This window comes from Micromonospora sp. NPDC005237, assembly GCF_040607775.1.
In the GTDB taxonomy this organism is placed as follows: domain Bacteria; phylum Actinomycetota; class Actinomycetes; order Mycobacteriales; family Micromonosporaceae; genus Micromonospora.
In genome coordinates this window covers 65,475-79,058 of the sequence record NZ_JBEXHJ010000004.1, presented here as the reverse complement: position 1 = coordinate 79,058, position 13,584 = coordinate 65,475, and the positions used below count along the sequence as shown (strand labels likewise).

At 72.2% G+C, this 13,584-nt stretch carries 13 protein-coding genes; 11 read left to right on the top strand and 2 right to left on the bottom strand.

Translation table 11 applies throughout. The features are described from left to right. Nucleotides 1–530 precede the first annotated feature (530 nt). The 6 genes from ABZT87_RS12780 (at nucleotide 531) to ABZT87_RS12755 (ending at nucleotide 6,035) form a co-directional block, all read left to right on the top strand. Nucleotides 531–1,730 (top strand): substrate-binding domain-containing protein, encoded by a 1,200-nt coding sequence (locus ABZT87_RS12780; protein WP_355135498.1) that lies wholly within the window; start codon nucleotides 531–533, stop codon nucleotides 1,728–1,730. A 3-nt stretch (nucleotides 1,731–1,733) separates the two neighbouring features. After that, nucleotides 1,734–2,477 (top strand): ABC transporter ATP-binding protein, encoded by a 744-nt coding sequence (locus ABZT87_RS12775; RefSeq protein WP_354854420.1) that lies wholly within the window; start codon nucleotides 1,734–1,736, stop codon nucleotides 2,475–2,477. Next, nucleotides 2,477–3,202: an ABC transporter ATP-binding protein gene (locus ABZT87_RS12770; protein ID WP_354854418.1), complete on the top strand. Its 726-nt coding sequence runs from the start codon at nucleotides 2,477–2,479 to the stop codon at nucleotides 3,200–3,202. Before ABZT87_RS12775 ends, ABZT87_RS12770 begins: the two co-directional genes overlap by 1 nt. After that, nucleotides 3,202–4,092 carry a branched-chain amino acid ABC transporter permease gene (locus tag ABZT87_RS12765; RefSeq protein WP_354854416.1) on the top strand — a complete coding sequence of 297 codons (891 nt, stop codon included), beginning with the start codon at nucleotides 3,202–3,204 and terminating at the stop codon, nucleotides 4,090–4,092. Before ABZT87_RS12770 ends, ABZT87_RS12765 begins: the two co-directional genes overlap by 1 nt. After that, nucleotides 4,089–5,192 (top strand): branched-chain amino acid ABC transporter permease, encoded by a 1,104-nt coding sequence (locus ABZT87_RS12760; protein ID WP_355067738.1) that lies wholly within the window; start codon nucleotides 4,089–4,091, stop codon nucleotides 5,190–5,192. Before ABZT87_RS12765 ends, ABZT87_RS12760 begins: the two co-directional genes overlap by 4 nt. A gap of 96 nt (nucleotides 5,193–5,288) precedes the next feature. Further along, nucleotides 5,289–6,035 (top strand): SDR family oxidoreductase, encoded by a 747-nt coding sequence (locus ABZT87_RS12755; protein ID WP_355135496.1) that lies wholly within the window; start codon nucleotides 5,289–5,291, stop codon nucleotides 6,033–6,035. Between the two features lie 107 nt (nucleotides 6,036–6,142). Here the strand turns inward: ABZT87_RS12755 and ABZT87_RS12750 are convergent, their stop codons facing one another. Continuing rightward, nucleotides 6,143–6,964, bottom strand: coding sequence for a hypothetical protein (locus ABZT87_RS12750; protein ID WP_355067736.1), 822 nt, complete (start codon nucleotides 6,962–6,964; stop codon nucleotides 6,143–6,145). 142 nt (nucleotides 6,965–7,106) lie between these two features. Between ABZT87_RS12750 and ABZT87_RS12745 the strand changes: the two genes are divergently transcribed. The 4 genes from ABZT87_RS12745 (at nucleotide 7,107) to ABZT87_RS12730 (ending at nucleotide 12,340) form a co-directional block, all read left to right on the top strand. Continuing rightward, nucleotides 7,107–8,912 carry a BTAD domain-containing putative transcriptional regulator gene (locus tag ABZT87_RS12745; protein WP_355135494.1) on the top strand — a complete coding sequence of 602 codons (1,806 nt, stop codon included), beginning with the start codon at nucleotides 7,107–7,109 and terminating at the stop codon, nucleotides 8,910–8,912. Nucleotides 8,913–8,921: 9 nt separating this feature from the next. Next, nucleotides 8,922–11,051 carry a DEAD/DEAH box helicase gene (locus tag ABZT87_RS12740; RefSeq protein WP_354854409.1) on the top strand — a complete coding sequence of 710 codons (2,130 nt, stop codon included), beginning with the start codon at nucleotides 8,922–8,924 and terminating at the stop codon, nucleotides 11,049–11,051. Between the two features lie 133 nt (nucleotides 11,052–11,184). After that, entirely contained in the window at nucleotides 11,185–11,415 is a 231-nt protein-coding gene (locus ABZT87_RS12735; protein WP_354854407.1) for a heavy metal-associated domain-containing protein, read from the top strand. After that, nucleotides 11,408–12,340, top strand: a complete 933-nt coding sequence (locus ABZT87_RS12730) for a hypothetical protein (RefSeq protein ID WP_355135492.1) — start codon at nucleotides 11,408–11,410, stop codon at nucleotides 12,338–12,340. The genes ABZT87_RS12735 and ABZT87_RS12730 overlap by 8 nt, the downstream gene beginning before the upstream one ends. 136 nt (nucleotides 12,341–12,476) lie before the next feature. Here the strand turns inward: ABZT87_RS12730 and ABZT87_RS12725 are convergent, their stop codons facing one another. Next, on the bottom strand, nucleotides 12,477–12,893 hold the full coding sequence (locus tag ABZT87_RS12725) for a helix-turn-helix transcriptional regulator (RefSeq protein WP_355135490.1): 417 nt from the start codon (nucleotides 12,891–12,893) through the stop codon (nucleotides 12,477–12,479). A gap of 241 nt (nucleotides 12,894–13,134) precedes the next feature. Between ABZT87_RS12725 and ABZT87_RS12720 the strand changes: the two genes are divergently transcribed. Then, nucleotides 13,135–13,578: a hypothetical protein gene (locus ABZT87_RS12720; protein ID WP_355135488.1), complete on the top strand. Its 444-nt coding sequence runs from the start codon at nucleotides 13,135–13,137 to the stop codon at nucleotides 13,576–13,578. The last annotated feature ends 6 nt before the right edge of the window (nucleotides 13,579–13,584 follow it).

Genomic DNA, 13,584 nt, shown 5'->3' with positions numbered 1-13,584 from the left:
CTTGCTGTGTTGAGCGGTATACCTGTGAGTCATTTTTATGACTCACAGGTATACCGCTCAACAGGAGATGGCTCGCCCAACGGCGGCACTCCCCAAGAGCGTGCTCGATCCAGGAAGTAGTGGCCTCGCCGTGCCCCCGAGGCCACTACATCAACGATCGAGCACGATCTTGCGGGGGCTAAGCGGCCCGATGCAGCAACAACGGGGAAGTTGCTGCACCGGGGCTGGCGGAGGCAGCGACTTCCCTGATGTTGTGGTGATCTTCGCCCGCCTCTTCGGCGGTGCCCGCGCCCGGCGGACCACGACGGGCCGTGCGGCTGACGGCGGATGGCTCGGGGCGACACACCTGTCGATCCACCCGTGGCGCTTCAGGCTATCGGTAGGCCTGGGCCGAGGATGGTAGTGCGGCCCGCTGTAACCCCGGGCCACCCCCTTCCTGTTACTTGTGTGTTTCCGCCACATAGCTCGTGGGTGACGTCACTTCTAGCGTGAGCCGACAACACAGCATCCTGTCCTCACCTGGAGTCGCGATGACGGTCCGGCACACGCGGCGGGCGTTCCTCTCCGCCGCCACGATGATGGCTGCGGCGCTCGCCGCAACGGCCTGTGGTAGCCCGCAGGACACCGCCACCGGCGGCGGCGACAGCGCCGCGCCGGTCAAGGTCGGCCTGGTGTACTCCCAGTCGGGAGCCCTGGCCAGCTACGGAAAGCAGTACGTCGAGGGGTTCAAGGCGGGGTTGGACTTCGCCACCAAGGGCACCGGCAAGGTGGGTGACCGGAAGATCGAGCTGACCGAGGTCGACGACGCCGGTGACCCGGCCAAGGCGGTCTCCGCCGCAAAGGACCTGATCGGCAAGGGTACGAAGATCATTGCCGGCTCGACCGCGTCCGGTGTGGCGCTCCAGGTCGCGCCGATCGCGGCGCAGAACAAGGTTCTCTTCATCTCCGGCCCGGCCGCGACCGACGCGGTGACCGGGGCGAACAAGTACACGTTCCGCTCCGGCCGACAGTCCTACCAGGACGTGGTGACCGCCAAGTCGTTCATCGGCGACGCGGCCGGGAAGAAGGTCGTGGTCTTCGCCCAGGACGGCGCGTTCGGCGATGCCAACGAGGCGGCCGTCAAGGCGGTCATCGGTAGCGCGGGCGCCACCGTGAGCAGCGTCCGGGCGCCGGCCAGTGCCACCGAGTTCACGCCGTTCGCCAGCCAGATCAAGGCCGCCAAGCCGGACCTGCTCTTCGTGGCCTGGGCCGGCACGACCGCCCCGGCGATGTGGCAGACGCTCGACCAGCAGGGTGTGCTCTCCTCCACCACGGTCGTCACCGGCCTGGACATCCGGGCCTCCTGGCCGACGTTCGGGGCGGCCGGCGCGAAGATCTCCTTCCTGTCGCACTACTTCGACGGTGCGTCCGACACCGAGGCCAGCAAGGCGCTGAAGGCCAAGGTGAACACCATCGACCTGTTCCACCCGGACGGCTTCGCCGCCGCCCAGATGGTGGTCCGCGCAGTGCAGGAGGGCGGCGACGACGTCGACAAGATGGTCACCGCGCTGGAGGGCTGGAGCTTCGACGGGGTCAAGGGCAAGATGACCATCCGGGCCGCCGACCACGCGCTGCTCCAGCCGATGTTCCAGGCCAAGCTGACCGGCAGCGGCACCGCCTTCACGGCGACCGCGCAGAAGAGCCTCACCGGTGACGAGACCGCGCCGCCGGCCGTGGCGATGAAGGGCTGATTCATGCTCGCCACCCGCGGTCTGACCTGGCGGATCGGTGAGGTCGCCATCGTCGACAGCGTCTACCTCGACCTGGCGCCCGGGGAGTTCCTGGGCGTGATCGGGCCGAACGGCGCCGGCAAGACCTCACTGTTCAACCTGATCACCGGCCTGCGCCGGGCCACGGAGGGTCGGATCACCCTGGACGGGCAGGACATCGGTGGGCTTGCGCCGCACCGGCGGGCCCGCCTCGGTCTGGGCCGTACCTTCCAGGCGTCGTCGGTCTTCGGCTCGCTCAGCGTGCGGGAGAACGTCCGGCTCGCCGTGCAGGCGCACCGCGGGGGCTCGATGGCGCTGTGGCGGCGGGCGGCGGCCGACCGGGAGGTCGCCGCCGCCGCCGACGCGGCGCTCGACCGGGTCGGCCTCGCCCACCGGGGTACGGCGATGGCCGGCACGCTGGCACACGGCGAGAAGCGCAAGCTGGAGATCGCTCTGCTGCTGGCAGGTGAGCCGCGGGTGATGCTGCTCGACGAGCCGATGGCCGGCGTCAGCGCCGAGGACGTGCCCGAGCTGGTCGCCGTCATCAAGTCGTTGACCGGGGACAGCGGTCGGGCGGTGCTGATGGTCGAACACCACATGGACGTGATCCTCGAACTGGCCGACCGGATCGCCGTCATGCACCACGGCGCGCTGCTCGCCTGCGACACCCCGGAGACGGTGATGGCGAACCCCACCGTGCAAGAGGCCTACCTGGGGGAGTCCCTCTGATGGAACCGATCCTCAGCGTGGAGGACCTGTCGGTCCGGATCTCCGGGCTGCACATCCTCCAGGGGGTGTCCTTCACTGTCGCCCCGACCGGGGTGACCGTCCTGCTCGGCCGCAACGGGGTCGGCAAGACCACCACGCTGCGCGCGATCGTCGGCCTCACCCCGCCCGCCGGCGAGGTCCGCGGCACCATCCGGATGGGAGCGCAGAGTCTGCTGGCCCGCCCCACGCACCGGCTGGTCCGCGGCGGTCTCGGCTACGTGCCCGAGGACCGCTGCGTCTTCGCCGGCCTCACCGTCGCGGAGAACCTGCGGCTCGCCGAGCGGCGCGGCACCACCCCGGCGTACGACAAGGTCTTCGCGCTCTTTCCGGAGCTGGACCGGCGCGGACGCCAACGGGCCGGTTCGCTCTCCGGCGGGCAGCAGCAGATGCTCGCGATCGGGCGGGTGCTGCTCAATGACAACCGGCTGCTGCTGGTCGACGAGCCGACCAAGGGGTTGGCGCCGAAGGTGGTGACCGAGGTGGCCGAGGTGTTGGAACGGGTCGCGGAGTCGGTGCCGGTGCTGCTCGTCGAGCAGAACCTGGCGGTGGTACGCCGGCTGGCCCGCGACGCGGTGGTGCTGGCCGCCGGCAAGGTGGCCTGGACCGGCGACGCCCGGGAGCTGCTGTTGGAGACGGCGCTGACCAAGTCGCTGCTGGGTGTGGGCTCGGCGGAGGTGAACCACTGATGGGCACCGTGATCCTCTTGACGTTGACCGGGCTGGGCCTGGCGGCGCTGTACTTCCTCGTCGCGTCCGGCCTGTCCCTCGTCTTCGGCCTGGCCGACGTGCTCAACTTCGCGCACGGACTGTTCCTCGGCGTCGGCGCGTACGGCACCTGGTGGGCGGCGGGCAATCTGCCCGGTGCCGGCGGCGACGGGTTCGGCTTCGTGTTCGCGGTCGCCTTCGGGGTGGCCGCCGGCACGCTGGTGGCGATCCTGGTCGAGCTGGTGCTGATCCGCCCGCTGTACTCCCGCACCATCGAGCAGGTGCTGGTCACCGTCGGGCTGTCGCTGGCCGGGGTGGCGTTGCTCCAGGCCACCTGGGGTGCGGACGCCCGGCCGTTTCCCCGGCCGGACTGGACCCGGCAGGTGACCGGGATCCTCGGCGCGCAGGTGCCCAACGGTGGCCTGCTGCTGATCGTCGCGGCGGTGCTGGTGCTCGGCGCGATCCTGGCGTTCCTGCGGTGGACCCGCTACGGCCTGGTGATCCGGGCCGGGGTGGAGAACCGGGAGATGGTGACCGCGCTCGGCATCGACGTCCGCAAGGCGTTCACCCTGGTCTTCGCGATCGGTGGGGCGGCCGCCGCGCTCGCCGGTGCGCTCGGCGGGGTCTACTTCGGCACCGTCTCGCCCGGGCAGGGCGGCTCGCTGCTGATCTTCGCGTTCATCGTGGTGGTGATCGGCGGGATGGGCTCGGTGGTCGGCTCCGCGTACGCGGCGGTCGTGGTCGGGCTGGTGCAGCAGTTCGTCAACTACTACGGCACGTCCGGGCTGGGCGACATCTGCGTGGTCGGCCTGCTGGCCGTGGTGCTGCTGCTGCGCCCGCAGGGCATCGCCGGAAAGGTGGCAACGGCATGACGGTGATCGACGCGCCTCCCGCGCAGGTGCCCGACGAGTTGACCCCGCAGCGGGGGCGGTGGCACCGGGTCCGCCCGTTCCTGCCGCTTGTCGCGCTGGCCGTGCTGGCGATCCTGCCGTACTCGACGATCTCCCTGCCGGGGATCTTCGAGGGGCCGGTCAACTCACCCGGCACCCTGCAACTGCTCGCCATCTGCCTGATCTTCGGCGGGCTGGCGGCCGGGTACGACCTGCTCTTCGGCCGGACCGGGATGCTCTCCTTCGGGCACGCGCTGTACTTCGCCGCCGGTGTCTACGGGACCGACATCCTGGTCACCCGGGCCGGCCTGCCGCTGTGGCAGGCGGCGCTGCTGACCATCACCGGGGGAACCATCCTCGCGGCGCTGCTCGGCGCGGTGGCGCTGCGGACCGTGGGCATCGCCTTCGCCATGGTCACCCTCGCCTTCGCCCAGGTCGGCGCGATCCTGGTGGCCCGGGACTTCGGCGGGCTCACCGGCGGCGAGGAGGGTCTGCCGCTGGACGTGTCCGGGCTGCCCGCCGGGCTGGTCGGGGTGACCAACACGGTCAACCTGTACTGGTTGGCGCTCGCGTACCTGACGCTTGTGGTGTTCGTGGTGCACCGGGTGAGCGGGTCGCCGACCGGTCGGGTGCTCGCCGGGCTGCGTGACGACGAGCGGCGGATCGGCGTGCTCGGGCTGGACCCGTACCGCTACAAGCTGGTGGCGTTCACCCTGGCCGGCGGGCTGGCGTCGACGGGCGGGGTGGTCTACGTCCTGATCGTCGGCGGCGCGTCGCCGCACATCACCTCGTCCGAGCTGACCCTGTCGCTGCTGGTCATGGTGGTGCTCGGCGGGCCGGGCACCCGGTGGGGGCCGGTGCTCGGTGGGGTCCTCTACATGTACCTGGACCACCGGCTCACCGCGTTCGGCACGAGCGACGCGGTCGACAACCTGCCGGCCGTCCTCAGTCACCCGCTGAGCCAGCCCCTGTTCGTCCTGGGCACGGTCTTCATCCTGGCCGTCTACTTCTTCCCCGGAGGCATCACGAGCCTCGCCCCCCGCCTGGCCCACCTGACCAGATCCCTCCGCCCCCCACGCTGACCCCTCTGTCGATCATGAAGTTATTGCCACGACACGCCGTCGCGGATGGCGATAACTTCATGATCGACGGGGTTCTGTGGATGGGGAGGCAGACAGATGGACTCACGGGTTGCGGTTGTCAGTGGGGGTGGGACCGGGATCGGGGTGGCCGTCGCGGGTTCGTTCGCCCGGGACGGGTACGACGTGCTGATCGTCGGGCGGCGGGCGGACGTGTTGACGGCCGCCGCCGAGCGGATCTCCGCCGACTGCGGTCGGCCGGACGCGGTCACCGCCGTGACCGCGGACCTGACCCAACCCGGGCAGGTCGACGCGGTCCTCGCGGCGGTCGGTGACCGGCCGGTCGACGTGGTCGTCAACAACGCCGGCGGTTACCTGGCCGGGGACACCGACACGCTGGCCGGCACCGCCGCGCACTGGCGGGCCAACCTCGACGCCAACGTGCTCACCGCCGTGCTGCTGACCGAGGCGCTACGGCCGGCTCTGCGGCGGCCCGGCGGGCGGGTGATCCTGGTCAGCTCGATCGCCGCCCAGCGCGGTGGCGGTGGGCCGTACTCGGCGGCGAAGGCGGCCCTGCACGGCTGGGCGTACGACCTGGCCGCGCAGCTCGGCCCGGAGCAGATCACGGTCAACGTGGTGAGCCCCGGCTACGTCGCCGAGACCGAGTTCTTCGGTGACCGGATGACCGCCGAGGGGCACGCGAAGCGGGTCGCGGCGACCCTGGTCGGGCGGGCCGGGGTGCCCGACGACATCGCCGAGGCGGTCCGCTATCTCGCCAGCCCCGCCGCCGGTTACGTGACGGGCCAGGTCCTCGGCGTCAACGGCGGCTCGGTCCTCGGCCGCTGAGCACGCCACGCCGACCCGCAGCGCACTCAGCACGCCACTGTCCGCGGACGACGACAGGGCGGCGGCCCCCCGTGTGGCCGCCGCCCTCTGCGTCGTGGGTCAGCCGATCAGCCGTTCAACAACTCGTACGCCATCGCCGGCGCCTTCGTGGCGGCGGCGCCGGTCGGCACGCTGATCTTCGGCGCGCTGCCGTAGTCGGCGTACTTGACGACGTAGTCGTACGCCTTCGCCTTGCCGGCGGCCGGCATCTTCAACGTCAGCGAGGCCAGGTGCTTGTCCGCGCCGACCACCGCGGTGAACGGCACCTTCTTGGCGGCCTCCCCGAGGGCCGCCGCCTCGCCCTCCTCCAGCGCCTTCGACGCCTCCGGCTCGCTCACGTCGATGAACCCGACGTACTGACCGGGGCTCTTCTCCTCGACCGAGGTGGCCGCCTGGATCAGCGGACCGGCGTTGCCCTGGTCCACACCGTCGTAGGACGGGACGCTCTCGGCGTCGGTCAGCTTCGCGCGGTCCAGCTTCATCCACTTGTCGGGGAACTTCGGCAGGCCGGGACGGCCGCTGAGCTTCACCTTCACCCAGTACTGCTCCTCGATCACCAGGAACGACATCTTCAACGCGATGCCGTCGGAGTCCGGCGGCATGACCATGTTGAGTTCGAGTCCCTTCGCCGCCGGGTCGACCCGGCCGTCGACGGTGCTCGACGCGTCCTTGCCGCTCAACCGGAACGCCCCCTCGGTGCCGTCCGGGACGGCGTCGAGGAGCGCCTCCTTCGGACTGACGCTCGGGCTGGCGGACGGGCTGCTCTGTGGCGCCGCGGCCGGTTCGCTCTTCGACCCGCAACCCGCGAGCAGGGTGGTCGCGGCCAGCACGGCGGCGGCCGTACCGACCGTCCGTCGGATGGTGCCGGCGGTGCCCGTTGCCTGTGTCATCGCACTTCTCTTTCTCGCTGCCTGGCTTCTGCCGACGACGATGCTGCCGGCCGGCACGGCGGTTCGGCTGCCGATATGCTGCCGTCCGGCTGCCGGGCACTGCCGTCCGGCGCTCGCGGGGGTGTCAGGAGCGGAAACTCGCATGTCAGGACAGCTGCGTTTCGAGATCCTCGGGCCTCAGCGGGCCTGGTACGCCGACCGGGAGATCGACCTCGGTCCCGGCAAGCAGCGCGCGGTGCTCGCCGTACTGCTGCTCTCCGCCGGCCGCTCGGTCTCCACCGGGCAGATCGTCGAGGCGGTCTGGCCGGAGGACCCGCCCGCCAACGGCCCGAACGTGGTGCAGAAGTACGTGGCCGGGCTGCGCCGGGTGCTGGAACCGGACCGGTCGCCGCGTACGCCGGGACAGGTGCTCAGCCTCACCGACGCCGGCTACCTGCTCCGGGTCAGCCCCGAGGCGGTGGACGCGGTCCGCTTCGAGCGGGGGGTGCACCGCGCCCGACAACGCCGCGCGGAGGGCCGTGCCACCGACGCGGTGACCGAGCTGGCCGCAGCCCTGGCCCTGTGGCAGGGGGAACCGTTCGCCGGCTTCACCGGGCCGGTCTTCGAGGCGGCCCGGCAGCGGTTGGTGGAGCTGCGGGCCGTGGCGCTGGAGACCCGGGCCGAGCTGATGGTGGACCTCGGGCGGCACCGCGAGATGGCCGGGGAGCTGGTGGAGCTGGTGGCCGAGTTCCCGGTCCGGGAACGGCTACGGCACCAGCTCATGCTGGCGCTCTACCGCAGTGGGCGGCAGGCGGAGGCACTCGCCGCGTACCGGGAATTCGCGGACCTGCTCCGCGAGGAGTACGGCATCGAGCCGGGTGAGGCTCTCCGCGTGCTGCACGGGCGGATACTGCGCGCCGACCCGACACTGGTGGTGGAAAAGCCGGCGAACGAGCCGGAGTCACCCCTGCCCGCGACCGCGGGATCCGTCGCGGTGGTGCCGGCCCAGGAGCGGGCAGCCGAGTCAGGCCACCCAGCCGACCCGGTCTCCGCCGTTCCGCCGCCCGTTCCGCCGCCGGCCGCGTTCCCGCCGCCGGCCGCCGTTCCGCCGCCCACCGCGTTCCCGCCGATGCCGCGGGACGAGTACCCGGTGCGTGGCACCCCACCCCGGCGGGCGCGGCGGTGGGTCAGCATCAGCACCGCGATCGTCGCCGCGCTGATCGGGGTGCTCTCCTTCGGCCTGCTCACGTGGCTGGTGGTGCTGGTCTACGCGGTGTGGCGACGGAGCTGGCGACACGGGCTCGCCTCCCTCGGCTACCTGTCGGTGATGGTCGCGTTCATCGGCATGGTCGGCTCCGGTGACTCGGACGACGTGACTGCCGTCGACGTCGTCGCGATCATCACCTGGCTGCTCACCTGGCTGCTCGGCGTCCTGCACACGCTCCTGCTCAACGGTGCGATCTGGTCAGCGATCACCGGCCGGGGCGCGGCGCCGGCCGGGGCGGTCGCCGACGAGCGCCGGGTCCGCCGTGAGCAGGCCCGCTACCTGCTGTACCACTACCCGGCGGCGCGGCATGAGTTGCGCATCGGCCGGCCCGACCTGCCCCGTACCTTCGACGACGGGGGCCTGGTGGACGTCAACGCGGTCCCCGAGACGACGATCGCCGAGCTGCCCGGGATCACCGCCGAGCAGGCCCGGCAGGTGGTGGTGGACCGCTGGCTGCGTGGCCCGTTCGGTTCGATGGAGGACCTGGCCGCTCGCTGTCTGCTCCCGCTGCTGCTCACCGACTCCCTCCGCGACCACCTCGTCTTCCTTGCCCCGACGCCGGGCCCGACGACCGTGCTCCCGCAGCAGACCGCCGCCCACCCGCAGCAGACCAGCCCTCCGCCCCAGCAGACCAGCTCTCCGCCCCAGCAGACCAGCTCTCCGCCGCAACAGGCCGGAGGGGATGTCCGCCCCAGCTGGTAGAAATGCCGGATGGGCGACGAACGGGCGGCGGTACGGGAGCGGGCCGAGGCGGTGCTGCGCCGGCTGGCCGGTGAGCACGCCCGACTGCGCGAGGATCAGTGGCGGGCCATCGAGGCGTTGGTCGTCGACCGGCGACGGGTGCTCTGCGTGCAGCGCACCGGTTGGGGCAAATCAGCCGTCTACTTCGTGGCCACCGCCCTGCTGCGCGACAGCGGGCAGGCCGACCAGGCCGGCCCCACCGTCATCGTGTCGCCGCTGCTGGCGCTCATGCGCAACCAGGTGGAGGCCGCCGCGCGGGCCGGCATCCGGGCTCGCACGATCAACTCGGCGAACCTCGACGAGTGGGACGAGATCACCGCCGAGATCCAGGCCGGCGCGGTGGACGTGCTGCTGATCAGCCCGGAGCGGCTCAACAACCCGGACTTCCGCGACGGCGTGCTGCCGAAGCTGGCCGCGACCACCGGGCTGCTGGTGGTCGACGAGGCGCACTGCGTCTCCGACTGGGGGCACGACTTCCGACCGGACTACCGGCGGCTGCGCACGTTCCTCGCCAACCTGCCCGAGCGCACGCCCGTGCTGGCCACCACCGCCACCGCCAACGCCCGGGTCACCCAGGACGTGGCCGAGCAGTTGGGCGACGCGCTCGTCCTGCGCGGCACGCTGGACCGCGAGTCGCTGCGCCTCGGCGTCCTCGACCTGCCCAGCCCGGCGCACCGGCTGGCCTGGCTCGCCGACCACCTGGACGAGCTGCCCGGGTCCGGCATCGTCTACACGCTGACCGTCGCGGCAGCGGGGGAGACGGCCGAGTTCCTGCGGTCGCGGGGCTATCCGGTCGCCTCGTACTCGGGGCAGACCGACGACGCCGACCGGCGGGCCGCCGAGCAGGACCTGCTCGACAACAAGATCAAGGCGCTGGTCGCGACCAGCGCGCTCGGCATGGGCTTCGACAAGCCCGACCTGGGCTTCGTCGTCCACCTCGGCGCACCACCCTCGCCGATCGCGTACTACCAGCAGGTCGGCCGGGCCGGCCGCGCCGTCGAGCACGCCGAGGTGCTGCTGCTGCCCGGTGTCGAGGACGCCGCGATCTGGCGCTACTTCGCCTCGCTGGCGTTCCCGCCGGAGCAGCAGGTCCGCGCCGTGCTGGCCGCCCTGCACACCGACCGTCCGCTCTCCACCCAGGCCCTCGAACCCCTCGTCGACCTGCGCCGGGCCCGCCTGGAGCTGATGCTCAAGGTGCTCGACGTGGACGGCGCGGTCCGCCGGGTGCGCGGTGGCTGGCTCGCCACCGGCGAGCCCTGGGTCTACGACGAGGCCCGGTTGCGCCGCGTCGCCGAGGCGCGCACCGTCGAGCAACAGGCCATGCGGGAGTACGCGTCGACGTCCGACTGCCGGATGCGGTATCTACGCGAACGCCTCGACGACACCGCCGCGACCGACTGCGGCCGGTGCGACAGGTGCGCCGACCCGCTCTTCGCCGCCGACGTGTCGACGGCAGCGCTCGCCGCCGCGCAGACCTTCCTCGGTCGCCCCGGCGTGGAGATCGCCCCGAAGAAGCTCTGGCCGACCGGGCTGGACGCGGTGGGCGTACCCCTGAAGGGCCGGATCGCCCCCGCGGAGCAGGCGCTGCCCGGCCGTGCGGTCGGGCGCCTCTCCGACCTGGGCTGGGGTGGCCGGCTGCGGGAGCTGGTGGGCCCGGAGGCGCCCGACGTGCCGGTGCCCGACGACGTCGCCGGCGCGGTGGTCGAGGTGCTGAAGGCGTGGGCGCACGGCGACGATCCGTGGCCCCGCCGCCCGGTCGGCGTGGTCGCGGTGGGCTCCCGCCGGCGGCCCCGGCTGGTCGGCTCGCTGGCCGAGCGGATCGCCGCCGTGGGCCGGCTGCCGCTGCTCGGCGCGGTCACCCCGACCGGCCCGGACGGCCCCGGCGGGCCGCGCGGCAACAGCGCCCAGCGGGTACGCGCGCTGCACGACGCCTTCACCGTGCCGGCCGACCTGGCCGACGCGCTGGCCGCGCTGGAGGGGCCGGTGCTGCTCGTCGACGACCTGGTCGACTCGGGTTGGACGATGACGATGGTGACCCGCGCGCTGCGGCGGGCCGGTGCTCCCGACGTGCTCCCGCTCGCTCTGGCCGTGGCCGGCTGAGCCGCCGTTCGCGATCGCGGAGGTCGGTGGGCGGCTGCGGGGCGGAAAGTTCCCGGGCCGCGCGGATTGCGACGGTCGCCACGCCGCCCCGGCGTCGGTCAGGGCTGGCCGGGCGCGGCGGTACGGTGGCCGCATGACCGATCAGCAGCCCGTCACCCGCGCGTACGCCGTGACCGGCATGACCTGCGCGCACTGCGTGCGTGCGGTCACCGACGAGCTGTCGGCGCTGCCCGGTGTGCGGCAGGTCCAGGTCGACCTGGCCTCCGGCACCGCGACGGTGACCAGCGACAGCCCGCTGCCCGACGAGTCGGTGCGGGCGGCCGTCGACGAGGCCGGCTACGTGCTGGACGCTGGCGGTGCCTGAGCAGGCCGCCACCGTGCCGGACCGGAGCACGGTCCGGCTGGCGCTGGTGGTCGGCGGGCTGGTGCTCGCCGTGCTGCTCGGGTTCGGCCTCGGTCGCATGAACGGCACCACCACCACCGGCGGCAGCAGCGCTGCGGCACTGACCGCCGACCACACCCACCCGCCGGGCACCGGGGCCCACGACCACGGGTCCGTGACGGGCGCCGACCAGGGCGCGGCCGCCGAGCCCGGCGGTCTGTCGGTCAGCTCGGCCGGATACACGCTCGTCCCCCTGGCCACCGAGTTTCCGGCCGGCCGCCCCGGGCAGCTCCGCTTTCAGGTACGCGACGTGCAACGCCGCCCGGTCACCCGGTTCGCCGTCGTGCACGACAAGCCGATGCACCTCATCGTGGTCCGTCGGGACCTGACGGGCTACCAGCATCTGCACCCGACCATGGCGGCGGACGGCACCTGGACGGTGCCGGTGACCCTCGCGCAGCCCGGCGTCTGGCGGGCGTACGCCGACTTCACGGTGGTCGCCGACAACGGCGGCCAGAGCGCGCTGACCCTCGGGGTGGACCTGGTCGTGCCGGGCACGTACGAGCCGCGTTTGCTGCCCGGCCCGGCGACCTCGACGACGGTGGACGGGTTCAGCGTCGCCTACCAGGGCAGCCCGCAGGCCGGTGTCACGGTGCCGCTGACCTTCCGGATCGACGGCGCGGACGGTGACGCGGTGCTGGAGCGCTACCTCGGGGCGTACGGTCACCTGGTGGCGCTGCGCGAGGGCGACCTGGGCTACCTGCACGTGCACCCCGAACCGGAGCTGGCCGACGGCCAGGTGAAGTTCTGGCTGACCACCCCGGGCCCGGGCCGCTATCGCCTCTACCTCGACTTCCAGGTAGCCAACAAGGTCCACACCGCCGAGTTCACCCTGACGGTCCCCTGACCCCCGGCCTCCCGCCCGCCCCCCGGGGGCCACCCCCGTTGATCATGAAGTTATTGCCACTCGCGTCGGCGTGTCGCGGCAATAACTTCATGATCGACGCGCGGAGGGGTGGGGGTGAGGGTGAGGGGGTAAGGGGTTAGCCGGCTCGGCGGGTGGGGCGGCGGGCCAGGTAGCGGAGGAGGTCGCGGATGTGGTGCTTTTCCTCGGCTGGGACGGTGGGATCGGCCAGGCGGTCGAGGATGGCCCGGACGTCGGCCTCGACCGGGCCGTCATCGCTGCGGCGCCGGGGCACCGAGCCCGCGTCGGGCAGCCCGAGCGCCCGGAACGCGGCAGCCACCGGCAGATCCAGCGCGGCGCAGAAGCCGCGTACCTTGGCCAACTCGGGGTAATCCTGCCAGTCACCGGCGAGCCAACGGAACACTGTGGAACGGCCCACGCCCGTGTGCGAGGCAAGATCAGTCACGGTCCATCCGCGCTCGTCGCGAGCGTCGTCGATGGCGCGCCGGACGAAGCGGGCGAACGCCATCTGCGGTGACACGTCTGCGGAACCCATTCCAGTATGTCTTTCCCTCCCGGCCGAGCACTGGGAAGATGTGCCTCCCGAGCGTAGTACGCCGGGAACCGGAAACCACTGACTGACCGCACAAACTGTCCCATCGATGAGACTCCAACTCGGGCAGTATTCGTACCGGCACCCAGCGATCATCGTCGTTCTTACACTAAGCTCGGTGCCCGTCCCGGCACGGCGCACGCGCGCGTGCCGCCGATCGCCCGGACCACCGCCGAGGAGCACCATGGCCGAATCGAGCCGTCCGCTGCCGTACCAGCCCGGTGCGGTGAGCCTCTTCTTCGTCGCCAAGGCCGGCGTCTTCGCCGCCGGGTTCTGGATCTGGTTGCTGGTCCTGGTGCTGCGCACCAGCACGGCGACCGGCGCCCACGTGCTGGCCGCCACCGGCGCGATCACCACCACACTGGTCGCGGTGGTGCTGGGCGCCCGGATGGCGCTGCAACGCAACGCCGCCATCCGACACGCCGAGACGAAGAAGCTGCTCGTCGACATCTCCTGGAACGCGTTCACGGCCGCCGGCAACGCCGAGAGCTCGGGAAAGGTGGTGCCCTTCCCGAGCAGCGCGGGTGAGGACGACCGCCCAGCCCTGCGCCACAGCGGGGACCGGGTGTCGGTCTTCGACCGCTCCGGCGTCCGGGACCGGGGCAACAACGGCGACCGCCGACGCTGAAACCGA

What these genes read in the sequence shown, in the direction of transcription:
- ABZT87_RS12780 (WP_355135498.1), top strand. Translation starts at nt 531, where the DNA reads ATGACGGTCCGGCACACGCGGCGGGCGTTCCTCTCCGCCGCCACGATG.
- ABZT87_RS12775 (WP_354854420.1), top strand. Translation starts at nt 1,734, where the DNA reads ATGCTCGCCACCCGCGGTCTGACCTGGCGGATCGGTGAGGTCGCCATC.
- ABZT87_RS12770 (WP_354854418.1), top strand. Translation starts at nt 2,477, where the DNA reads ATGGAACCGATCCTCAGCGTGGAGGACCTGTCGGTCCGGATCTCCGGG.
- ABZT87_RS12765 (WP_354854416.1), top strand. Translation starts at nt 3,202, where the DNA reads ATGGGCACCGTGATCCTCTTGACGTTGACCGGGCTGGGCCTGGCGGCG.
- ABZT87_RS12760 (WP_355067738.1), top strand. Translation starts at nt 4,089, where the DNA reads ATGACGGTGATCGACGCGCCTCCCGCGCAGGTGCCCGACGAGTTGACC.
- ABZT87_RS12755 (WP_355135496.1), top strand. Translation starts at nt 5,289, where the DNA reads ATGGACTCACGGGTTGCGGTTGTCAGTGGGGGTGGGACCGGGATCGGG.
- ABZT87_RS12750 (WP_355067736.1), bottom strand. Translation starts at nt 6,964, where the DNA reads ATGACACAGGCAACGGGCACCGCCGGCACCATCCGACGGACGGTCGGT.
- ABZT87_RS12745 (WP_355135494.1), top strand. Translation starts at nt 7,107, where the DNA reads ATGTCAGGACAGCTGCGTTTCGAGATCCTCGGGCCTCAGCGGGCCTGG.
- ABZT87_RS12740 (WP_354854409.1), top strand. Translation starts at nt 8,922, where the DNA reads ATGGGCGACGAACGGGCGGCGGTACGGGAGCGGGCCGAGGCGGTGCTG.
- ABZT87_RS12735 (WP_354854407.1), top strand. Translation starts at nt 11,185, where the DNA reads ATGACCGATCAGCAGCCCGTCACCCGCGCGTACGCCGTGACCGGCATG.
- ABZT87_RS12725 (WP_355135490.1), bottom strand. Translation starts at nt 12,893, where the DNA reads ATGGGTTCCGCAGACGTGTCACCGCAGATGGCGTTCGCCCGCTTCGTC.
- ABZT87_RS12720 (WP_355135488.1), top strand. Translation starts at nt 13,135, where the DNA reads ATGGCCGAATCGAGCCGTCCGCTGCCGTACCAGCCCGGTGCGGTGAGC.